Below are 22,644 nucleotides of genomic sequence, written 5' to 3'. Positions count from 1 at the left end.
TACAGATTATTATTTAATTTCTGTATGATTTTTCCTACAAGGTCAAAAAAAAAAAAAGACTTGTCAGGAAAGTCTAATTCGTGAATTCGTGGCATTTTTTTCCAAAATAAAAACGCTAATTTAATCCGTAAAATTTACTGAATACTGCTCACTACCAACTGCCAACTTAATTTTCCTTCCAAAAATCAAAGCTCTATTATCTGCTTCATGTCCAGCAGGAAAATCGAAGAAAACAGGAACATTTTCAGGCACAACCTCTAAAATTAGTTGCTCAATAGAACTGCCCCATTTTGTGGAATTCTTTTTTATAGAAGACATATTGCCCACAATAACAGCTTTAACTTTAGTAAAATATCCTGCACGTTTTAAGCTTTGTAACATTCTGTCAATCGAATATTTGTACTCGCCAATTTCTTCAATAAAAAGTATTTTATTTGCGGTATTAATTTCACTTTTTGAACCTAACATAGAGGTAATAATGGAAAGATTTCCTCCAATAATTTGTCCTGTAATTATTTTTGAGGAATTTGTTCTATTATATTTTGAGGATTTAATTTTATAAGAAATTTCTTCTCCAAAAAGTGCTTTTTTAAAACTTGCAATTGCCTGTTTAATTTCTTCTGGTTTTTCCTCTAAACTGGTTGCCATCATTCCATGGATGGTTTCTACGCCTAAATTGTTAATATGGCAATGAAACGCAGTAATATCCGAGTATCCAATAACCCATTTTGGCTGTTTTTTAAATTTCGAAAAATCTAACATATCTAAAATTCGTACAGAACCATAACCACCTCTTGCAGCCCAAATTGCTTTAATATTCGGGTTATCTAAAGCTTGCTGAAAATCTTCACAGCGTTCAATATCAGTTCCAGCAAAATGATTATTCTGCTGGAATATATTTTTTCCTAAAACCACTTTTAAACCCCAGCTTTCTGCTAATTTTTTAGCTTTTTCTATAGTTGCTTCTCTATTTTTTAAAATTCCTGCAGGTGCAACAATGGCAATAGTATCTCCAATTTTTAAATATGGTGGTGTTATTAGTTTACTTGTTTTTTCTTGTGCTTTTATTAATGAGAAAATCATCAAAAATAAAATAGACAGTGTTTCTTTTTTCATATTTAATATTTTTTATGCCAGCCTATACCAAAGTTTAAACCTAACCCCACATAAGACTTTTTTGCAATGTTAGCATATAGTTTTATTCCAAAAGAGCGTCCAAAACCTGTAGGTTTTCCAACAGGAATTAAACCATATAAAAGTCCCAACCTCTTCTTTTTAGATTTAAACCAATTAACACCAATTTCTATAGGAAAACCAAAGTATTGGTATCTTTTATTAATTTTTCTATCATTTGTATGGCTATAAGAAATTCCTCCAGAAAAATGATACGAAAAATTATCTTCTATATATCTTTTACCATACAATAAAGAAAATTGTGATGTTACTGAATTTGCATTAAAAAATGGAATTAGATAACCAAAATCTTCTTCTTCTAAAATGGCAGTATATTTTAATGTAAAAAGATTGTTTTTTTGTTGATAATTTACATTGAAGCCTAGATTAAACCCTCTTAATTCTGCGCTTGTAAAACCTAAATTCATTCCTGTAAAAATAATCGGATTCGTCTTTATTTTTATAGAATCTTGTTTTTGTTGCGAAAAAACAGTGAAAAAAAGCATCGATAAGAAAAATGTAAAAAGTGTTTTTTTCTGCATAATTTTGAGGTTTTAGAAGTCTAAAAACTAATCTATGTAAATGTATGCAATTCTAATGACGTTTAAAACTCCATTTTTATACAATTATTGATTAGAAAGTTATCAATAAAAGTAAAAAAGTTATTTTTTTCATTTTCAAATTTAAAATCAATAAAAATAGTAAAATCATCTTTATTTTGTAAACATCTTAATAATTTGTAATTTGTAACAAATTAAACGATATGAAAAATACTGTTGAAGAACCAATTTTAGATTACGGAAAAGTATATACATACGCAGATTATTTACAATGGAGGTTTAAAGAGAGAATTGAAATTTTAAAAGGAAACGTTTTTAAAATGTCTCCTGCTCCTGCAAGAAATCATCAATCTACCTCAAGAGAATTAGGACGAATTTTTGTCAATTTCTTTCACAAAAAAGATTGTAAAGTTTATATCGCTCCTTTTGATGTTCGTTTGGTTGATAAAAGAAAAAACTCAACGAAAGACGAAGATATTAGTACCGTTTTTCAACCAGATTTATGTGTTATTTGTGACAAAAATAAACTCGATGAAAAAGGTTGTATTGGTGCACCAGATTTAATTATTGAAATTTTATCTCCAAGTAATTCCAATAGAGAGATGAAAAATAAATACGAATTATACGAAGAAAATGGCGTAAGAGAATATTGGATTGTAGATTATGTGTACAAAACCATCCACAGATATGTTTTAAAAGATGATATTTATATCGGTTTAAAACCATTAATTGCAGAAGAAACTGCTACAAGTTTTATTTTTCCTGATTTGTCTTTTACAGTAGGCGAAATTTTTGAAGATTAATTGCAGGCTTTCATCAGTAAAATCAACTAAAATATCTTTACTTTTGCGCAATTAAATTTTTTGATGATGAGTGCTCCAAAAAGATATACAATTACAGCAGCTTTGCCTTACACGAATGGACCAATTCATATTGGGCATTTGGCAGGCGTTTACGTTCCTGCAGATATTTATGCGCGTTATTTACGTTTAACTGGTAAAGATGTTGCGTACATTTGTGGTTCCGACGAACATGGAGTTGCCATACCAATGAGAGCAAAAAAAGAAGGTGTTTCTCCACAAGATATTATCGATAAATATCATGGCATTATCAAACAATCTTTTTTAGATTTTGGTATTTCTTTTGATAATTATTCGAGAACTTCTTCGAAAATTCATCATGAAACAGCTTCTGAATTTTTTATTGATTTATATAATAAAGGCGAATTTATAGAAGAGGTTACAGAACAATTATATGATGCAGAAGCGAATCAGTTTTTAGCAGATAGGTTTGTAGTTGGAACGTGCCCAAAATGTGGTTTCGAAGAAAGTTATGGCGACCAATGTGAAAACTGTGGAACTTCGCATAATGCAACAGATTTAATCAATCCTAAATCTGCAATTACAGGTAATGTGCCCACAGTAAAAGAAACCAAACATTGGTTTTTACCTTTAGACAAACACGAAGATTTTTTACGAGAATGGGTTTTAAAAGGACATAAAAAAGACTGGAAACCAAATGTGTACGGACAAGTAAAAAGTTGGGTAGAAGATGGTTTAAGACCAAGAGCAGTAACCAGAGATTTAGATTGGGGAATTCCTGTTCCTGTAGAAGGTGGCGAAGGAAAAGTGTTATATGTTTGGTTCGATGCACCAATTGGCTACATTTCATCTACCAAAGAATGGGCCGCAAGAGAAGGAAAAAACTGGGAAGATTATTGGAAAAAAGACGATACTAAATTGGTGCATTTTATTGGAAAAGACAACATTGTTTTTCACTGTATTATTTTTCCAAGTATGTTAAAAGCGCATGGAGATTATATTTTACCCGATAATGTACCTGCTAATGAATTTTTAAATTTAGAAGGAAATAAATTATCGACCTCTAAAAATTGGGCAGTTTGGCTGCACGAATATTTGGAAGAATTTCCAAATCAGCAAGATGTTTTGCGGTATACATTAACTGCAAACGCACCAGAAAGTAAAGACAACGATTTTACTTGGAAAGATTTTCAAGCAAAAAATAACAACGAATTGGTGGCCATTTTTGGTAATTTTATCAACAGAGTTGTGGTGTTAACCAATAAATATTATTCAGGAATTGTACCAACTCCAAATAATTTTACAGAAATTGACGAAGATGTTTTAGCAGCAGTTAAAAATTTTCCAAACATTATTGGAAAATCTATTGAAAGATATCGTTTTAGAGAAGCTTCTCAAGAATTAATGAATTTAGCACGACTTGGAAACAAGTATTTGGCTGATGAAGAACCTTGGAAAGTTATAAAAGTAGATGAACAACGCGTACAAACAATTATGTATGTTGCTTTGCAAATTTCAGCAGCTTTAGCCGTTTTATCTGAACCATTTTTACCTTTTACTTCTCAAAAACTGAAAAATATTTTGAACCTGTCATCTCGAGCGCAGTCGAGAGGTCTAACTTGGGAAGATGTTGCTAATAAAAATATTTTAATTTCAGATGGTCATCAAATTAACAAAGCAGCACTATTATTCTCTAAAATTGAAGACAAAACCATCGAAGAACAGCTACAAAAGTTGATTGCAACTAAGAAAGCAAACGAACAAGAGAAAAAAAACGATTGTTCCACAAAAAGAAACTATCGATTTTGAAGATTTTACAAAATTAGACATCAGAATTGGTACCATTTTAGAAGCAGAAAAAGTACCTAAAACAAAAAAACTTTTAAAATTAAAGGTCGATGTTGGTATTGATACTAGAACAATCGTTTCAGGAATAGCAGAGAGTTTTTTACCCGAAAATATCATTGGTCAACAGGTTTCTGTATTGATAAACTTAGCTCCAAGAAAAATAAAAGGAGTAGAAAGCCAAGGAATGATTTTAATGACAGATACACCAGAAGGAAAATTAGCTTTTGTTGAACCACAACAACAAGTTAAAAACGGACAAGAGGTTAGTTAATGCTAAAAATAGCATATCATCCCATATACAAACACGAATTACCAAAAGGGCATCGTTTTCCTATGGAAAAATATGACCTTTTGCCTCAACAATTAATTTACGAAGGAACTTGTATAAAGGAAAATTTCTTTGAACCCAAAATTCCGAATAACAAACACTTTTTTACAGTTCACGATCCAGAATATTTTTTCGATTTATTAAACATTACACTTTCACAAAAAGCAGCAAGAAAAATTGGTTTTCCTCTTTCTGAAGTTTTAATAGAAAGAGAAATGATTATTGCAGATGGCACTATGAAAGCATCTGAATTTGCCCTAAAAAATGGAATTGCAATGAATATTGCAGGTGGAACGCATCATGCTTTTTCGAATCGTGGAGAAGCTTTTTGCATGTTAAACGACCAAGCAATTGGGGCAAAATATCTTCAAAATAAAGGATTAGCACAAAAAATTTTAATTGTAGATTTAGATGTACATCAAGGAAATGGAACTGCAGAAATTTTCCAGAATGATGCTTCTGTCTTTACCTTTTCTATGCATGGCAAAAGCAATTATCCTTTTATTAAAGAAAAAAGCGATTTAGATATTGCGCTAGAGAATAATACAAAAGATGGTGAATATTTATCAAAAATAAAAAACATACTCCCAAAACTTATCAACCAAGAAAAACCAGATTTTATTTATTATTTATGTGGTGTAGATGTTATTGAAACAGATAAGTTAGGAAAACTAGGATTGACTATAGAAGGTTGTAGAAAAAGAGATCAATTTATTTTACAGACTTGTTTCGATTTAAAAATTCCTGTTATGTGTTCTATGGGTGGTGGCTATTCACCAAATATTAATACTATTGTAAATGCACATGCAAATACATTTCGATTGGCACAAGGTATTTATTTTTAAATGCATCCACCTTTTTTGCTTTTGAGTTACATTTATAACTAATTCTGTCGTTTCTTTGCAACAACCAAAAAAGAAATATTTATGAAAAAAATAATGATTTTTATATTTGCATTAACACTTTTTTCTTGTGGTGCATCTAAAAACGTACGATCTAAAGAGAAAACCATAAAAGGAAATTGGGTACTTAACAAAATTACCTACAGTAAAACTGGCGACTACAATGTAACCCTATTTAACGATGCTTCGAAAGAATGTTTAGAAGGTAGTACTTGGAAATTTGTACCAAATAATAATTCTGGAGTATATACAGTAAACAATAAAAATTGTACAACAGGAAAAAGAGATTTTATTTTTGTAATTCAAGAAATTAATGAAGCTTCTGGTTATTACGACTTTTTATTAAAACCAAAAGGAAACGAAAATAACATTGGTTTTAGAGTCGAGTTGTCTCAACTGTCTGATAATTTTATGACTTGGCAACAGAATTTAACTGTAAATGGTACGCCTTTTATTATTAACATGAACTTTACAAAACAATAAATATTATGAAAAAATTAATTAAAAAAATATCCGTTTTTACGTTAGCAATTACCTTAACACTAGGTTTTTCTAGTTGTGAAGCTACTAAAAATGCAAACAACAAACAAAAAGGTGGTGTAATTGGAGCTGGAGCTGGAGCCATTATTGGTGCTATTATTGGAAACAATGTTGGAAGTGGAAAAAACGGGAAACTTGGAGCTGTAATTGGTGGTGTAATTGGTGGTGGAGCTGGCGTTTTAATTGGTAAGAAAATGGACGACCAAGCAAAAAAAATCGAAACAGAAGTTCCTGGAGCAAAAGTAGAAAGAGTAGACAATGGTATTGTTGTTACTTTCGATGAGAATAGTGGGGTTTATTTCGATACCAATAAATCGAATATTAATGCAAAGTCTCAAGCAACCTTAGATAGACTTGCGAATGTATTTTTAGAATTTCCTGATACAAATATCTTAGTTGTTGGACATACAGATAGTAGTGGAAAAGCTGCTTACAATATGACTTTATCTGAAAAAAGAGCAAAATCTGTAACCAACTTTTTAGTTAATAAAGGGCTAGCTAATAGTCGTTTTAACACACTTTGGTATGGAGAAGAAAAACCAAAATACGACAATACAACTGCAGAAGGAAGAGCAAAAAACAGAAGAGTAAATGTAGCAATTGTTCCTAACGATAAAATGATCGAAGACGTTAAAAAACAAACTGGAGAGAACTAGAAATTAGATTAATTCATATAAAAAAAGTTGCTTTTTTAAGCGACTTTTTTTTGTATCTAAAACTACCCTTTTTACTGCCAAAATACTCTTTATAAATATTTAATTTTCTGGCTGCACTTGTATAACCACCTTCTGTACCATCTATAAAATGAATGTGTTTTTCGTCTCTATCTTCTATATAACAAGACATTATAGAGGCATAAGTAGCATGCATTCCGTAAATTATTTTTCGATCCGATTCCAAGGAGTCTAACAATAATTTTAATTTCCCTATTTGTTTTTCTGTTCCTGAAAAAATAGTGTTTATAAACATAATCGTGTCCGATAATTGCGAAATCTTAAACAAGTATTCTTTTCCTTCTTTAAAAAACTTGAAATAGAATTTTCCGAATTTGGTAATAAGCCAATTCTTAATTAAATATTTTCTATCGAATTTTCCCAGTTGTAGAATCTAAAATATCTGTTACGATAACAAACCACAAAATTAAAGAAATTTTCGTCCTTTAACAGTTCTCTTAATGCAATTTGATGATGCTATATCCTTATAAAAACCCGTATTTTCTAACATAAAGTTTCATAGAGAGAATACTGCTCTTTCTTTTTGTAAATGTAAGTAATATATATTATTTAATAATCTATTATCTTAGCGTGGTAATTACTTATGTATGAAAATATTTATTAAGTTCGATTTTACAGCCATTTGTAACAAAGTTCTTGAAGACAAACTACAAGAACTAAACATCAAATACAAAACATTAAGCTTTGGAGAGATTGAATTTTTAGAGAAAATTTCTAAAGAGCAATTAACTGCTTTAAACGATTCTTTAAACGAATATGGAAGTGAAATTGTAGAAAACCAAAAAAGTATTTTAGTTCAAAAAATAAAAGATACAATTATAGATATGGTTTTTAATGAAAACAGCAATATTAACGTAAAAAGTTCTGTTTATTTATCAGAAAAATTAGAACATAGTTATGGCTATTTGTCTAATTTGTTTTCGGAAATTACCTTTACTTCTATCGAGAATTTTATCATTCTTCAAAAAATAGAATACACCAAGCAATTAATTACAAAAAACGAGCTAACACTTACAGATATTGCTTACAAATTAAACTATTCTAGTGTAGCACATTTAAGCACACAATTTAAAAATACCACAGGTATTACTCCTTCTACATTTCAGAGAATAATTACAAAAAGAAGGGAATTGAACAACAAATTAAACAGTTAATTTATGCAAGAAGATCGTATATATATCGTTTTGGCAGATGATGATGAGGATGATAGATTGTTTTTCGAAGAAGCTTTCGAGGAATTAAAAATGAATACCAAAGTAAAAACCTATAACGATGGTGTAGAGTTAATGAACTATTTAAATAGCGAAACCGATTCTTTACCCAATATTCTTTTTTTAGATTTAAACATGCCTAAAAAATCGGGAATAGAATGTTTGGTTGAAATTAAGAAAAACGAACTTTTTAAAGACATTGCAATTGCCATTTACTCTACTTCTGCCTCCGAAGAAGATATAGAAAATACTTTTGTAATGGGCGCTAATATTTACATTAAAAAGCCAGACGATTTTAAAAAATTGAAAAAAATATTGTCTAACGTAGTTACCATTAATTGGCAATATCATACCAGTGGTTTAAATAAAGATAACTTTTTATTACGCCTATAAAGTGAAAAGAACAATTTTAAAATCGGAACGTTTTCTAAAAGCCATTTTTGGCGCTAGCCTTTTTGTAATACTTTGCATTGGAGGTTTTGCTTACCAACACATTCAAAAATTGGTAATGTCTTTTGAAATGGTAGAACACACCTATGAAGTTAACGTAGAATTAGAACAAATTCTTTCATATTTAAAAGACGCAGAAACAGGGCAAAGAGGCTACCTTATTACAAAAGACACTCTTTATTTACAACCTTATTACGCTAGTAGAGAAAACGCAAATAATAGTTTTGCAAGGTTAAAAGAGCTTACAATAGACGATAAAGAGCAACAAAATAATCTAAAAAACCTAAGCTTTCTAATTGGTGAAAACCTAAGTATTTTTGATAAAAGCCTAAAATATGCAGATAAAAACGGCACAAATACTGCTGGTTTCTATGCCTTATTAAAGAATGGAAAACAAACGATGGACAATATTCGTGCAGCAATTAGTAAAATGATTTCTCATCAAAACGAACTATTACAAATTCGTAAGAAAAAAAGTAACGAAAGCCTCACAAATACACCTTTGGTTATCTATTCTGTTTTAATAATTACATTGGTACTTTTATTACTTACTTATGCCAAAATTAATAAAGATTTAAAAATACTTAAAGAGAAAAACATCCAGTTAGAAATTTTTAAAGAATCTACAAATCAATCGGAAATTGTTAGTAAACATGGCAATTGGACCTATTATATTAATGAAAATCGATTTGAATATTCAGACAATTTATATCGTCTCTTAGGAGAACAACCACAATCCTTTCCATCGACCATCGAAAGCTTTATGGAGTTTGTACATCCAGAGGATTTGGAAAATCTACAAAAACAGGTAGATAAAATGATTAAAGAAGAAAATTTACCTTTTATCTATTACAGAATTGTTCAAAAAAATGGAAATATAAGACATTTTAAAGCTTATGGGAAAATTATTGTTAGTAATGATGATCAAAAAAGGCTTTTAGGAATTACCTCCGACATTACAGAAGAAGTAGAAAACTACAGGTTGCTAGAAGAAAGAAATTTAGAGCTAGAAAGAAATAACAAAGAATTGTCTTCTTTTAACCATGTTGCGAGTCACGATTTGCAAGAACCTTTGCGTAAAATTCAAACTTTTATTTCTAGGTTAGATGATAAAGAAGCCGATAATTTATCTGAAAAAGGAACCTTGTATTTAAAAAGAATAAAAACTGCAGCTTCTAGAATGCGTTTGTTAATAGACGATTTATTACAGTTTTCTAGAACCAATAAGTCGGAAGAAGTTTTAGAAGCTACCAATATGAATCTTATTTTAGAAAATGCAAAACAAGAATTGGCAGAAACAATTTTAGATAAGAAAGCAAAAATAACTTCGGACGCCATTCCTGTAATGACCGTTATTCCTTTTCAAGCTCAACAATTATTTATAAATTTAATTGGTAACTCTCTTAAATACAGTAAAAAAGAACTAGCACCCACAATAAATATTTCTTACTGTAAAGTAGCAGCAGACGATGTTCCTAAATTAAAAAAACCAAAATATAGCAACTACCATAAACTAACATTTGTAGATAATGGAATTGGTTTTAACCAAGAATTTGCAGAAAAGATTTTTGTGCTTTTTAGCAGACTACATAACAAAAACGAATATTCTGGAACAGGAATTGGCTTGTCTATTTGTAAAAAAATTGTAGACAACCACCAAGGTTATATATTTGCTAAAGGGAAACTAAATAAAGGAGCAATCTTCGAAGTTTTTCTTCCTTTTAAATAATTTTTTTACTTTTGCCAAATATTTTTCCTCTACTTATAAAATTTAACATTAACTTAATGGTAATTCTATAAATTCTGTTATTAATTATATAACAATAAAACATTAATTTTTTTAACCTTTGTATAACAAAACAAAGCATATAATGAATCTTAATAAAAAAATACTGATAAGCTCTCTTCTTAGTGTTTTTATGTTTGTAGCAATTTTTCTCTCAGTAGTTTCTTGTGACACAAACAATAATGGAAAAACGGAGGAGGACAATGAAGCCAATAAAGAAGCTAAAATAAACAAAAGCCAAAAAGAGGCAAAACTATTAGTTTTAGCATCCGAGAACTACATAAATTTAATTAATTACAGCAACTACATTAAATCTAAAAATTACATAAGCAAAAAAACAAAGTCTCTTTTAAAATCTTTTGAGTTTAATACTACAGAACGTTTAACAAATTTAAAAGAGCTTTCTAAACACGAATTGGTATTGTTGCCTAACTATACAAATACTACATTTACAGATACTACAGAAGTGGAAATAAATCAAAACATTTATTTAACAAAACTAAATATAATGATTAGTAATCAAATAAATTTAATGAATAAACTCTCGGAAGAATCTAATAAAATATCCATAAGTATTTTAGCCAGCGAAGCTGAAGATTTCTTAAGACAAAATAAAAAAAACATAGAAAATATAATTGATAAAAGTTAAAGCAAGCATGAAAACCTTACTATACACTATTACTATTCTTATAATAATAATTTGGGCCTTAGGCTTTTTTGTATACGCAGTTGGGTCTTTATTAGTTCACTTGTTATTAATATTAGCTGTAGTACTTGCGATTGTAGGCTATAAAATTAAAAATTCTTAAACATTAAAAAGCCAATAGATTTACAGGTTAAACGTATTAAAAATACAACAGCGATAAACCATTATTTTCTTTTACAATAATTTCAAAACAGAAAAGGTATTATTTCTCAATTTTTTTTCAGGCTTACAATTTTCGCATCATTATAATTAACGTGAGTTAGACACTTTACTATTTGACTATTAAGTGTTTATATTTTTTTATTGAAAAATAAATGTCATTTCAATGACGTAGGAAGAAGAACCTTACAAATTGTAGTTATAAATTAAAATATAGACATCTATTATTTCTTAAATAGAACTCACATTAATTAATGTTGATTTTTTTTTCCCAACATAATCTCCAGCAACCAAATCGTATTTTTTCTTTGCTTCTGAATTTATGACCTAAAACTAAAGCGCATTTCTTTTTGCATCTGTATAAAAATAATAGTTTTTTTCTGCTCCATCAAAAGTTGCTGTAACTTTTTTTTCTACGTTTTTTTTTATCAACTTTATTTAAATTAGAAGAACTTGTTTTTATACCTGCAATAAATACAACCGAAAGAAACATATATATTAGGTATCAAATTTTTCATCACTTTTAAATTTTAAATTTATTTTTTTGTTCAAGTAGATTTAAAATCAAATGCAACAAAATTTGTTATACAATTTCCTTAATATCTTATATAATTTCTAATTGAAATATGATTTTAAATTAAAAATTTATATTAAAACACTGTAAAACAAATTATTAACTTAAAAAAAACATAAGTTTTATAACAAAAAATGAAATCATGTAACAAAAAAAAAAAATTGTGTAACAAAAAAAGTCGTTTATGGTTGTTTCTTTGTAGTATTATTTTAATTAAATGTTAAACAAAATTTAACTGATTTAAAAGCAAAAACTAATAATAACTTAAAAAACCAACCAATTATGATTACTGTAAATTCTAAATTAAACGGCTTAAATTTATTCTTTAATAAATTACAAAAAGAAATTGGGGGCACATTAAATACTGTTGCAGGAGAAAATATTCTTACTCTTAATAACAAAGTAGGTAATGGTACTATTCGTTCTATTAGTTTAGAAGATGGTATTAGTTTATTGGAGTTTAATATCAATGCTAAAAGAGATTTACAAATTAGCATAGACTCTAATGTAGGTTCACATATTAATTTTGTGTACTGTTCTAAAGGAAAAATATCTCATTCTTTTGATAAAAGAGAGACTATAAATACAATTGAAACTTTTCAAACAAGTATAATTTCTAATGTTGTATCCCAAAAAAATACCATTAATTTGTTTGAAGGTGTGGAAACAAATACAACAATAATTTCTGTAAATACAGCAGTAAAAAAAGGAAATGTTTCTTCTATTAATGCAACTTTAAAAGAGGCTTTTATTACAAATAAAACAGAAGATTACATTTATTTAGGTTCTTACAACTTAAAAATCGCAGAAAACATAAAACAATTAAGAGCAATTGATAATGAGGGTGTTGTAAAAGCTTTATTAACAAAAGGAATTGTAAACTTAATTTTAGCTTTAGAAATCGAGCAACATAAAAAAGATTTAACAAACCCACAAATTGCATCTTCTTCGTTAACAAAAAGCGAAATGGAATTGATAAAAGAATTAACTGAGTACGTAAACAACTACCCAGATATGGATCACAGAGTAAACGTTTTAACTCGTAAAATTGGTTTAACTGCAGCAAAAGTACAGGAAGGTTTTAAATTAATGCATGGTTTAACAGTTTGCGAATATGTAAGAACCATACGTTTAAAAAAATCGGAACAATTAATTACGAATACAGATTTAAGTATTTCTGAAATCGTTTATAGTTTAGGTTTTTCTAGTAGAAGTTATTTCTCGAAAAAATTTAGAGAAATGTTTAACTGTTCGCCAAGTAACTATAAAAAGAAAAATAGGTTAGCTGTATCAGCATAATATATACCTAATGAATTTTCATTAGCCATTATCGTGTAAAAACACAAATAAAATTTGAAAAAGAAAAACTAAAATTGAAGTTGAAAAATTGAAAGCAAAAATCTCAAGGTAAAAATATCTTGAGATTTTTTTTTATTTATAAACTATAAAAATTACTGTTAAAAAACTATTTAAAACCATTCTAAATAATTACTTTTGTGAAAAATAATTAATAACTATTATGACTAAAAAATTACTTTTTGCAGGAATGTTATTCCTAACTTTTTATTTAACTGCTCAAATATCGCCAGTTAAAAACATTAATTTAGAAAATACTGGTGAAACCAACAAAAGTTCAAATCCACAGCAATTATATGTTTTTGATGGTAAACTTTACTTTTCTGCCCATGATACTAATGGATTAAATTCTCCAGGAAACGCAAATTTAGGTAGAGAATTATGGGTTACAGATGGCACAGAAGCTGGCACATCTTTACTTAAAGATATAAATAGTGGTAGCTCTGGTAGTCTACCAAGAGAATTCTTTACATTTAATAATACCATGTATTTTACAGTAAGTGATGCAGATGGAGCAAACATTTGGAAATCTGATGGAACTGCTGTAGGAACTGTAAGTGCAGAATTATTACCAAATTTTAATGAATCTGCCCAAAGACCAATTACTCTTAATGGTAAAGTTTACATGACAGGTATTACTACTGCTGGAGATACAAACGATTTACTTGTTTTTGATGGTACAACTTTAACCAATGCAAACACTGGCACTGATGATGAAAATATTTTAACAAATATTGTTGCTTTTAAAAATAAAATTTTCTGTTATGCATCTTTAGCAAGCCAAGATGCTACAATTGGCATAGAATTGTACAGTTTTGATACAACTACAAATATGTTTACACTTGTAAAAGATATTACTGGTGATGATGGAAACGCTAGCATTAGTAATTTTACTATTTTAGGAAACGAATTGTATTTTGAAGCATTAAGCAAATTATGGAAAACTGATGGTACAACTGCTGGAACAGTTGCTGTAGCTGCTGCAGATATTTACAAAGGCGTTAATAATTTAGTCGCTTTTAATAATAAAATTTTATTTGAAGGTGATGTTACTGTTAATGGTGGAGGAGATAATTTAATTGCATACGACCCTGCAACAAATACAACTATAAATATCTCTAATTTTACTGGAGATACACAAAATCATGACCCCTCTGATTATTTAGAATATGATGGTTTTTTATATTATAGAGGTGAAGAAGCAACAACAACAACTGGTCATTTATATAGAACAAATGGAGTTACCACAGACTTAATAAGCAACACCATAAAAGATGTTGATGATTTAGTTTTATTTAATAATAAAATTTATTTTGAAGGTGATAATGGTACAACAGGTAACGAATTGTATGTATTAAACCCAACAACATTATCTATCGAAAAAGCAACTTTTAATGCAATTTCCATATATCCAAATCCATCAAAAAATACAATTAACGTTTCTCATAATTTAAACGATAAAGTTTACTATTCTATTTTAGATTTAAATGGGCGTTCTGTTTCAAGAGGAACATTAGTCGATAACAAAATTAAACATTCTCTAAGTACAGGAGTATATTTATTAAAATTAGAAAGTAAAAATACAACAAAAACACAAAAAATAGTTGTAGAATAATTTTTGAACCCTTAAAATTAACTTCGTTATCTTTAATTTTTAGATAACGAAGTTTTTATTTTTTATGATAAAAAAAATCTTTTTCTTAATAATTCTTTTTTTTGCTTTTTCTTCTTTCTCTCAAGAAGAAAGAATTATTAATGGTGTTGTTTTAGATACTAAAACAAACAATCCTTTACCAAGTGCATCCATATTAATAAAAGGAACCAAAAAAGGAGCTGTTACCAATTTTAACGGAAAATTTGCTTATAAAGTTAAGAGCAAAACAAACATAAAAGATATAATTTTAGTTGTAAAATTTATTGGCTATAAGTCTAAAGAAGTTAAATTAGGTAAAAAATCTTATTTTGTAATTAAACTACAAGAAGATGTTGCCAATTTAGATGAAATAATAATAACCTCTTCTTATGGCACATCAAAATTAAAACAAGACGTTGTTGGGAGTATAGAAAATATAAAAACCAAAGACATTATTCCAGAACAAGTAGCCACCTCTTTTGACCAATTGTTAGAAGGGCAAGTTGCTGGTGTTTACATAGAATCTGGCAATCAATTAGGTGAAGAAATTAAGATAAATGTTAGAGGCCAAGGTTCTTTAACACAATTAAATAACAATGCTGTTGGTACTTCTACACAGCCATTAATTATTGTTGATGGTGTTATTTTATCTGAAGAAACAGGTTTAGATGGCAACAATTTTTTTGATGCTGGTAATGGTCTCTTATCAGAAAATATTTTAAATCCTTTAGCAAGAATTGGCATACAAGATATAAAAAGTTTTAATATTTTAAAAGATGCAGCTGCAGTTGGCTTGTATGGTGCAGATGCCGCAAATGGTGTAATTATTATTACCACAAAATCTGGTAAAAAAGGAAAAGTGAAGTTTAATGCTTCAATACAATCTGGTGTAAGTAGTCCTTTTAATCAATTTAAATATTTAAATGGCGAGCAATACCAAACAGTAAGAAATATTTACAACCAAAATAGCGGAAATTTAGATGCAATAGAACCTTGGAATGGTGTAGATACAGATTGGCATAATTTGTTAAATGGAATTGGCACTTATTCTAATTATAATTTAGGTTTTTCTGGTGGAATAAAAAACTGGACATATAGAACAAGTGTAGGATATCAAATAAATAATGAGAGCCAAATTAACAATAATTTAAAAAGATTAAATACAAGTATAAATATTGGTTATAAGAAGGATACATGGAGTGCAAATATTCGTTTTTCGCCATCAATAGTTACTAAAAACACACCAAATACTTTAGCAAATTTTGCTGTACAACCAACCTTGGCTCCTTTTAATGATAATGGAAATTATACTTTTATAGACACATTTGGTAACCCTTTGGCAGTTGCCAACCAAAATAAAAACGAAGTTGTTACAAAAGCATTTATAACCAGTATTTCTCTAAATTATAACATTTTAGATAATTTAAAATTTTCTACATTATTTGGTATGGATTTTTCTTTAAAAAATGAAGATCGATTCTTTTCTGGAAAAAATGGAACTGGTGATTTGGGTAATAAATCTATTACAAATCCTCAAGACCCAAATGGTCCTAAAATAAGTGTTCCCATTTTTGGCAGAAGAATGTTAAGAGAAAGAAACACCAATAAATGGAATTGGAATGCAAACATAACTTTTGATAAAATTTTTAATAAAAAACATACTTTTAATGCTCTTTTAGGAGTAGAAGCAAGAAGTGATACAGATGAGTTTGGATATAGAATTGGTGCTGGCTTTTCTAATTTTAGTACGCCTCAAAGTTTAGATAAAGCACTTATTATTGATGAAGAATCTGACAGTAATACAGATACAGGGCTTTCTTTATTTTCTCAACTCAATTACGATTTTGAAAAAAAATATTATTTTTTGGTTAATTTTAGAATAGATCAAAGTTCTGCTTTTGGTACAGATAAAAACACAGCATTTAATGGAGGTATTGGTTCTGCTTGGGTAATTAGTAACGAAGATTTTTTTAAATCTAACGTTATAGATTTTTTAAAACTACGTGTAAGTTATGGTTCTACTGGAAATTCAAGAATTGGTTCTTATAGATCTTTGGGTTTGTATACTGTAGATAATGAAGGTAATGATGGTTACAATGGCTTTAATTATGCAAATACAACATCGCCACCAAACCCAAATTTAGGTTGGGAAAGAAATATAAAAGCAAATATAGGTTTAGATTTTAATTTTTTAAATAAATTTTCTGCTACTTTAGAGTATTATAGAGATTTAAGAAAAGATATTATTACAAGTAGAGATGCAATCCCAGAAACAGGTTTTAATAATGTACAAATAAATGGTGCAGAAATGATAAACCAGGGTATAGAGTTTTCTATACAAGCCAATTGGATTAAAACAAAAAAAATTAATTGGTCTACTAATTTTAATATTGCTACTTTAAAAAATGAAGTAACTTCTTTATCTGGTCTAGGTTCTCAATTTTCTAGTGCAGAAACTGCAAGAGCACAAAGAATTGGTTTTGCAACCTCTACAATTTGGGGTTATAATTTTTTAGGAATTGACCCAGCAACTGGAAGAGAATTGTACAATGTAAATAACAATATTTATGATGCCAGTTATATTGCTGCAAATTTTAACAATACAAACTGGGAACCAATTGGAGATAGCCAACCTACTGTTTTTGGGGGTTTTAGAAACAGTTTTAAATATAATAATTTTAACCTTGCTTTCGTTTTTTCTTATGCTTTTGGGCAAAGTGAATTGTTAAATAGAGTTTTGGTAGATCAATACAGAGTTATAACCAATAGAAATATAAATGCCAATGTTTTTTATGATGCCTGGCAAAATCAAGGCGATGTAGCTTTGTACCCAATTATTGCAGATAATAATAGAATTATTTCTAATTCTTCTAAATATTTAGTAGATGCATCCAATATAAAATTACGATCAATAAATTTAAGTTACTCATTACCACTTAAAAATATAAAAATTCCTTTAGATGATTTAAGTATTTTTACAAATGTTTCTAATGTTTATACATGGTTTTTTAGTAAAACAGCCGATAATAGAAATGGAATAGCAGAATTTAGTAATATTTATCCAGAAATGAGAACCATTTCTTTAGGTGTTAACGCAAATTTTTAATGATGAAAAAAATACCCTTTTTAATAAGCATTTTACTATTTAGCTTTTACTCTTGTAGCGATTTTTTGGAACAAGAACCAGATGAACAAGTTTCTATAAAACAACAGTTAGCTACAAAAGAAGGCGTTTTACAAGCTTACAATGGCATTTATAGAGATTTAGAAGCTATTCTTTCTGGCAATTTTGCAGTTTATGCAGACCTTTTAGGTGGCAATATTACATTTACACCTGTAATATCGAATAAAGAAATTAGCATTCCTGCTAAATTTTTAAATACCTATTCTTTCAATTCAAAAGAAAACAAATTAGATTTTGAAACCTTTTATGAAGATTGTTACGATTTAATCAATCAAACAAATGTATTGTTAGAAAATAATAACTCTTTTATTTTTTTATCATCAGAAGAAAATAACCAATTAAAAGCAGAACTTTTAACTGTAAGAGCAACAGCACATTATTTATTAACTTTATTATTTGCTCAAAATTATAATTTTACTGTAGATGCCTCTCATTTAGGTGTTGTTTATAATACCAATACTGTTATAGCTGGTGTAGATTTCCCTGCCAGAAAAACAATGGCAGAAACTTATACATTATTACAACAAGATTTAGAAAATGCTTTGCAATTATATCAAAACATTCAACTTTTAGGTGGTTTAGAAGTTTCTTATTTTTCAGTAATTTCTACACAAGCATTGTATGCAAAAATAGCTTTGCAAATGAATGATTACCCAAAAGCACTTGAATATGCTAACAAAGTAATTACAAGTAGTTATAAGGTTTTATTAACCAAAAACAACTACATATTAGAATGGGAAAAAACAGAAGCACCTGTTTTAGAAACCATTTTAGAGTTTTCTGCACCAAGAAATTCAAGTGGTGCTGTTAGCTCTTCTCTTGCAAATTCTTTTTTTGGTTATAACAGTAACCAAAATTATAAAAGACACGTAGCTTCTGGAGATTTGTTAAGCCTTTATTCTACTAATGATATTAGAGCAGATCTATTTTTAGAACAGCAATTAGAAACTGAAAAAAATGGAAATGTAGCTTTAGAAAGTTACTTTTTTACTAAAAAATATCAAGTAAGCCCAGGAACACTTTTTATAAGATTATCAGAAATATATTTAATAAGAGCAGAGGCCAATGCAAGGTTAAACAACACAGCAAATGCTTTAGCAGATTTAAATATTATTAGAGAACGCGCAAATTTATTAGCAATAAATAATACCAACAATTTATTAGAAGAAATATTTTTAGAACGCAGAAGAGAGTTAGCTTTTGAAGGACATTTATTTTTTGATATTGCCAGATATAAAAAAGACGTAATTCGCGATTTAGGCTGTATTGCAACAGTTTGTAACTTAAGTTATCCATCAAACTTTTTTATTTTACCAATTCCATTTGCAAGCGTTTCTTTAAACCAAAACATCAAACAAAATGAAGGTTACTAAAATTTACTTTTTAGGAATAGTTTTTATTATTCTATTATCTTGTACAGAAGATAAAACTATCGTTTTTAATACTGATAACAGTTTTGTACGCTTTTTTTTGCTTGTAGATAATAATAACGAAGCTTTAGAATTCCCACAAGTAAATGGCGGTTTACAACCCGTTAATTCATTTACAAAAAACAATTTTAAAATACTTAAAATACCTGTAGCTTTAGCATCTTTAAATAAGAATGTAATTACTGTAGATTTTAAAACCACAATTTTAAACTTAAATAACATAGAAATTACGCCACAAAATAAATTAACGTTTACAAAAGATAAAAAAGTAGATACTATTTATGTAAAATTTAATGAAAGATGGAACATTTCTAAAAATCCTAAATTAGAATTTGAACTCACAAAAAGTTCTGATAAAAGCATAAGTATTGGCATGCCAAATGATGTAATTTCGAATAATAAATTAACAATAAATTTTAGTAAATTAAATTTTACCTATAAAATTGCAAATCCAAACAATCAAGAAATTATAGGAAATATAGGTGAAAAACGTATTATAAACATCGATTTTCCAAAAGGTTTTATAGCATCAGAAATTGCAAATACAAAGTTGCTTTTAGAAACCCAAAGTAATTTTGACTATAGTTTAGAGCAATTACCAATTACAAAAAACAACCAAATTAGTTATGTTTTTACTGTTAATGAACACATTAAAATTAATGTGTTGGAGTTTAAAACAAAATTCGAATTAAACAATATTGCCAACTATAAAATTAATGGTTTAAAAACAGTAACAATTAAAAAAGAGCTCGTTGTAGATAGAGATAATACTACATTTACAGCCGCACAATTTTACAATCTTTCAGACCAATTTCACAGAACTTATGGCGAATATTGGTTCGATTTAAATGCTAATGGTGTTTGTGATTGGTCCACTTTTAATGCATTTACATTCCCAGTTATAGTAGAAAGTAATCACCCAAATGCAGTTTTGTTTGATGATAAAGGTACAGCAAACCCAACAGACGATATATATCATCATGCCTTTAGAATTGGATTTAATACACCAATTGCTGGTAGAACAACCAATTCTTTTAATTTAAAAAGGTGGTTTACAAATGAATCTACAAACAGTGCAAATTCACCAGGATTTAATATTACTGAAGCTTTAGAGTTTTTCCCTTTAAATGGAAATAGTAAAACAGAAGGTTTTGTAAAAGTAGTAGAAAACGATTTGCAAATTCAAGATAGAAATGGTAATAATTATACAATTTCTATTTCCGGAAATGGAACTTATAAAGAAATTTCTACAGGCTTAATAGAAATAAATTTTGAATTAAAAGCAGAAAATACAGCACTTTTTGGTGGCACAAGAACAGCCATTTATAAATTGTACAATCAAAGAAATTATCCTAAGCCAGCTCCAATAAATCAAAACTGTAATAAACCCATAGAACTATAAACTATGAAAAAAAAGCTATTTATTTTAGTTCTATTTATATCAACCTGTGGTTTTAGTCAAAACAAAAATTATTTAGATTTAAAAAAAATGACTAAAGAAGAATTAGTTTTTTTTTGGAAACAAAAAGATTTAAAAATGGATAGTTTAAGTAAAATCGACTTTCTAAACAAAAACTATAAGTATTTAGATGATAATTTTAATATTTCAATTTCTAAAGAAACCTTTGATAAAGCAATTAAAAAATATAAATTTATAAAATCTAGAATAAGAAAATATAAAGATTCTTTAAGTGTTGTTTTAGCTTATGAACTTGGTGATGAAGACGCAAGTAGAATAGCTAAAACAAGAATTGGGTACACTTGGCTTCGTCTGGCATATCACATTTGGTTATCTGAAAAAGAATGTAAAAAAATTGGCAAAAATTTTGGATTTACACACCCTTACAGATTTAAAGAATTTATAATTGATGATACAAATAATGAAATAAAAAGACTAAATTTAATTGATAATTAAAAAAAACGAATGCAAAAAGAAAACAATTATAAATTAGATACTTTTTCAACTACAAATAAACTTTTAAGTTTCGCCTTACGTGAAAATCCAGTTCGCAAAAAGGCTTTTAAGGAAAATAAAAAAAGACATTAATGTACGATAAAGTTGAAGAATTAATTAAAAACAAAAAATGAAATTTAAATACCTATTTTTATTATTAGTTATCATTTTTTCTTGCACAAAACAAAAAAATACATACATAGATATATCTTATTTAAGAGAAGTTTATTCACAAACTAATACTTCTAAATGGCCTGCTCCAACATTAGATTCTTTAATTGATAAAAGTAAATTTAAAGATATTGGTATGCTACCTAAAGTAAAATTCCCAGAAGATAACCGATATTCTAAAGCAAAAAAAGATTTAGGTAAAGCTTTATTTTTTGATGGTCGTTTGTCTAAAACTGGACAAATTGCTTGCGCAAGTTGTCATAATCCAGAATTAGCTTGGACAGATAATATTAGCCGTTCTTTAGGGCACAATAGGCAAAATAATAATAGAAATTCTATGACTATAAAAAACGTTGCTTTTGCACATACACTTTTTTGGGATGGAAGAGCAAAAAGTTTAGAACATCAGGCTTCTTTTCCAATATCGGACCCAAAAGAAATGAATACTGATAAAAATATTGCTGTAAAAAGAATTCGTAAAGTAAAAGGATACAAACCAATGTTTAAAAAAGCATTTGGAAATGAAGAAATAAACTTAGATAAAATTTTAAAAGCAATAGCAACTTTTGAAAGAACCATTGTAAGTAGAGCTAGCAAATTTGATCGTTTTATAAAAGGTAAAAAAAACCTTTTTACAGATGAAGAAGTTTTGGGTTTGCATTTATTTAGAACCAAAGCAAGATGTATCAATTGCCACAATACACCTTATTTTTCTGATAATCAGTTCCATAATGATGGGCAGACTTTATTTGGCACAAAAGATGAAGATTTTGGAAGATATAATATTACTGGCTTAAAAGAAGATTTAGGAAAATTCAAAACACCTACATTAAGAGAAATTTCTAAAACAGGACCTTGGATGCATCATGGGCATTTTCCATCGCTCTTAGATGTTGTAGAGCTTTATAATTTAGGAAATCCTGCTCCAATTCAAAAAAAATATATAGGTGTTGGTAGAGATTCTTTAATACCAGCAACTTCTCCTCTGCTTAAAAAATTAGACTTAAACAAAACAGAAATAAAAGCTGTTTTGGCATTTTTAGAAACTTTATCTACAAGAACACAAAGAATTAATTTAAAGGTTTTGCCCAAAGAGTAATTACCCCAAAAAAAGAACTCTTTTT

General features: G+C 28.3%; 19 protein-coding genes and 1 pseudogene. 17 read left to right on the top strand and 3 right to left on the bottom strand.

The window, feature by feature from the left end:
• Positions 1 to 120 precede the first annotated feature (120 nt).
• Positions 121 to 1,116: a S66 peptidase family protein gene (locus tag J3359_RS11495; RefSeq protein ID WP_208077004.1), complete on the bottom strand. Its 996-nt coding sequence runs from the start codon at positions 1,114 to 1,116 to the stop codon at positions 121 to 123.
• Positions 1,117 to 1,118: 2 nt separating this feature from the next.
• Positions 1,119 to 1,715: a hypothetical protein gene (locus J3359_RS11490; protein ID WP_208077003.1), complete on the bottom strand. Its 597-nt coding sequence runs from the start codon at positions 1,713 to 1,715 to the stop codon at positions 1,119 to 1,121.
• A gap of 221 nt (positions 1,716 to 1,936) precedes the next feature.
• Between J3359_RS11490 and J3359_RS11485 the strand changes: the two genes are divergently transcribed.
• From J3359_RS11485 to J3359_RS11465, 5 genes and pseudogenes are all read left to right on the top strand, one after another.
• A complete protein-coding gene (locus J3359_RS11485; protein ID WP_208077002.1) occupies positions 1,937 to 2,536 on the top strand; it encodes a Uma2 family endonuclease in 600 nt (199 codons plus the stop codon).
• 66 nt (positions 2,537 to 2,602) lie between these two features.
• Positions 2,603 to 4,673: pseudogene (metG, locus tag J3359_RS11480) on the top strand (methionine--tRNA ligase).
• On the top strand, positions 4,673 to 5,575 hold the full coding sequence (locus J3359_RS11475) for a histone deacetylase family protein (protein ID WP_208077001.1): 903 nt from the start codon (positions 4,673 to 4,675) through the stop codon (positions 5,573 to 5,575). Before metG ends, J3359_RS11475 begins: the two are co-directional and overlap by 1 nt.
• Before the next feature lie 81 nt (positions 5,576 to 5,656).
• On the top strand, positions 5,657 to 6,115 hold the full coding sequence (locus J3359_RS11470; RefSeq protein WP_208077000.1) for a lipocalin family protein: 459 nt from the start codon (positions 5,657 to 5,659) through the stop codon (positions 6,113 to 6,115).
• A 5-nt stretch (positions 6,116 to 6,120) separates the two neighbouring features.
• Positions 6,121 to 6,828, top strand: coding sequence for a YiaD family glycine zipper/OmpA-like lipoprotein (locus J3359_RS11465; RefSeq protein WP_208076999.1), 708 nt, complete (start codon positions 6,121 to 6,123; stop codon positions 6,826 to 6,828).
• Positions 6,829 to 6,841: 13 nt separating this feature from the next.
• On the opposite strand, the gene J3359_RS11460 is transcribed toward J3359_RS11465, so the two are convergent.
• Positions 6,842 to 7,228, bottom strand: a complete 387-nt coding sequence (locus J3359_RS11460; RefSeq protein ID WP_243766022.1) for a DUF3095 family protein — start codon at positions 7,226 to 7,228, stop codon at positions 6,842 to 6,844.
• A 265-nt stretch (positions 7,229 to 7,493) separates the two neighbouring features.
• Between J3359_RS11460 and J3359_RS11455 the strand changes: the two genes are divergently transcribed.
• From J3359_RS11455 to J3359_RS11400, 12 genes are all read left to right on the top strand, one after another.
• On the top strand, positions 7,494 to 8,060 hold the full coding sequence (locus J3359_RS11455; protein ID WP_208076998.1) for a helix-turn-helix domain-containing protein: 567 nt from the start codon (positions 7,494 to 7,496) through the stop codon (positions 8,058 to 8,060).
• 3 nt (positions 8,061 to 8,063) lie between these two features.
• Positions 8,064 to 8,510 (top strand): response regulator, encoded by a 447-nt coding sequence (locus J3359_RS11450; RefSeq protein ID WP_208076997.1) that lies wholly within the window; start codon positions 8,064 to 8,066, stop codon positions 8,508 to 8,510.
• 1 nt (position 8,511) lies between these two features.
• Positions 8,512 to 10,296: a CHASE3 domain-containing protein gene (locus J3359_RS11445; RefSeq protein WP_208076996.1), complete on the top strand. Its 1,785-nt coding sequence runs from the start codon at positions 8,512 to 8,514 to the stop codon at positions 10,294 to 10,296.
• 142 nt (positions 10,297 to 10,438) lie between these two features.
• The gene (locus J3359_RS11440) at positions 10,439 to 11,002 is read left to right on the top strand and encodes a hypothetical protein (RefSeq protein ID WP_208076995.1); all 564 of its coding nucleotides are present in this window, start codon (positions 10,439 to 10,441) and stop codon (positions 11,000 to 11,002) included.
• 7 nt (positions 11,003 to 11,009) lie between these two features.
• Positions 11,010 to 11,162 (top strand): lmo0937 family membrane protein, encoded by a 153-nt coding sequence (locus tag J3359_RS11435; protein ID WP_208076994.1) that lies wholly within the window; start codon positions 11,010 to 11,012, stop codon positions 11,160 to 11,162.
• 912 nt (positions 11,163 to 12,074) lie between these two features.
• On the top strand, positions 12,075 to 13,091 hold the full coding sequence (locus tag J3359_RS11430; RefSeq protein ID WP_208076993.1) for a helix-turn-helix domain-containing protein: 1,017 nt from the start codon (positions 12,075 to 12,077) through the stop codon (positions 13,089 to 13,091).
• Between the two features lie 220 nt (positions 13,092 to 13,311).
• Positions 13,312 to 14,763, top strand: a complete 1,452-nt coding sequence (locus tag J3359_RS11425; protein ID WP_208076992.1) for a T9SS type A sorting domain-containing protein — start codon at positions 13,312 to 13,314, stop codon at positions 14,761 to 14,763.
• Positions 14,764 to 14,827: 64 nt separating this feature from the next.
• Entirely contained in the window at positions 14,828 to 17,887 is a 3,060-nt protein-coding gene (locus J3359_RS11420) for a SusC/RagA family TonB-linked outer membrane protein (protein WP_208076991.1), read from the top strand.
• A 2-nt stretch (positions 17,888 to 17,889) separates the two neighbouring features.
• Positions 17,890 to 19,338, top strand: coding sequence for a RagB/SusD family nutrient uptake outer membrane protein (locus tag J3359_RS11415; protein WP_208076990.1), 1,449 nt, complete (start codon positions 17,890 to 17,892; stop codon positions 19,336 to 19,338).
• A complete protein-coding gene (locus J3359_RS11410; protein WP_208076989.1) occupies positions 19,325 to 20,797 on the top strand; it encodes a hypothetical protein in 1,473 nt (490 codons plus the stop codon). The genes J3359_RS11415 and J3359_RS11410 overlap by 14 nt, the downstream gene beginning before the upstream one ends.
• 3 nt (positions 20,798 to 20,800) lie before the next feature.
• Positions 20,801 to 21,310 (top strand): hypothetical protein, encoded by a 510-nt coding sequence (locus J3359_RS11405; protein WP_208076988.1) that lies wholly within the window; start codon positions 20,801 to 20,803, stop codon positions 21,308 to 21,310.
• 169 nt (positions 21,311 to 21,479) lie between these two features.
• The gene (locus J3359_RS11400) at positions 21,480 to 22,619 is read left to right on the top strand and encodes a cytochrome-c peroxidase (protein WP_208076987.1); all 1,140 of its coding nucleotides are present in this window, start codon (positions 21,480 to 21,482) and stop codon (positions 22,617 to 22,619) included.
• The last annotated feature ends 25 nt before the right edge of the window (positions 22,620 to 22,644 follow it).

The organism is Polaribacter cellanae, from assembly GCF_017569185.1.
In the GTDB taxonomy this organism is placed as follows: domain Bacteria; phylum Bacteroidota; class Bacteroidia; order Flavobacteriales; family Flavobacteriaceae; genus Polaribacter; species Polaribacter cellanae.
Note: the sequence above shows the minus strand (reverse complement) of the source record. Positions and strands in the feature narration are given on the sequence as shown.

Bases quoted from the DNA above. Each gene is read 5' to 3' on its own strand.
- J3359_RS11495 (WP_208077004.1), bottom strand. From the start codon at position 1,116: ATGAAAAAAGAAACACTGTCTATTTTATTTTTGATGATTTTCTCATTA.
- J3359_RS11490 (WP_208077003.1), bottom strand. From the start codon at position 1,715: ATGCAGAAAAAAACACTTTTTACATTTTTCTTATCGATGCTTTTTTTC.
- J3359_RS11485 (WP_208077002.1), top strand. From the start codon at position 1,937: ATGAAAAATACTGTTGAAGAACCAATTTTAGATTACGGAAAAGTATAT.
- J3359_RS11475 (WP_208077001.1), top strand. From the start codon at position 4,673: ATGCTAAAAATAGCATATCATCCCATATACAAACACGAATTACCAAAA.
- J3359_RS11470 (WP_208077000.1), top strand. From the start codon at position 5,657: ATGAAAAAAATAATGATTTTTATATTTGCATTAACACTTTTTTCTTGT.
- J3359_RS11465 (WP_208076999.1), top strand. From the start codon at position 6,121: ATGAAAAAATTAATTAAAAAAATATCCGTTTTTACGTTAGCAATTACC.
- J3359_RS11455 (WP_208076998.1), top strand. From the start codon at position 7,494: ATGAAAATATTTATTAAGTTCGATTTTACAGCCATTTGTAACAAAGTT.
- J3359_RS11450 (WP_208076997.1), top strand. From the start codon at position 8,064: ATGCAAGAAGATCGTATATATATCGTTTTGGCAGATGATGATGAGGAT.
- J3359_RS11440 (WP_208076995.1), top strand. From the start codon at position 10,439: ATGAATCTTAATAAAAAAATACTGATAAGCTCTCTTCTTAGTGTTTTT.
- J3359_RS11435 (WP_208076994.1), top strand. From the start codon at position 11,010: ATGAAAACCTTACTATACACTATTACTATTCTTATAATAATAATTTGG.
- J3359_RS11430 (WP_208076993.1), top strand. From the start codon at position 12,075: ATGATTACTGTAAATTCTAAATTAAACGGCTTAAATTTATTCTTTAAT.
- J3359_RS11425 (WP_208076992.1), top strand. From the start codon at position 13,312: ATGACTAAAAAATTACTTTTTGCAGGAATGTTATTCCTAACTTTTTAT.
- J3359_RS11420 (WP_208076991.1), top strand. From the start codon at position 14,828: ATGATAAAAAAAATCTTTTTCTTAATAATTCTTTTTTTTGCTTTTTCT.
- J3359_RS11415 (WP_208076990.1), top strand. From the start codon at position 17,890: ATGAAAAAAATACCCTTTTTAATAAGCATTTTACTATTTAGCTTTTAC.
- J3359_RS11410 (WP_208076989.1), top strand. From the start codon at position 19,325: ATGAAGGTTACTAAAATTTACTTTTTAGGAATAGTTTTTATTATTCTA.
- J3359_RS11405 (WP_208076988.1), top strand. From the start codon at position 20,801: ATGAAAAAAAAGCTATTTATTTTAGTTCTATTTATATCAACCTGTGGT.
- J3359_RS11400 (WP_208076987.1), top strand. From the start codon at position 21,480: ATGAAATTTAAATACCTATTTTTATTATTAGTTATCATTTTTTCTTGC.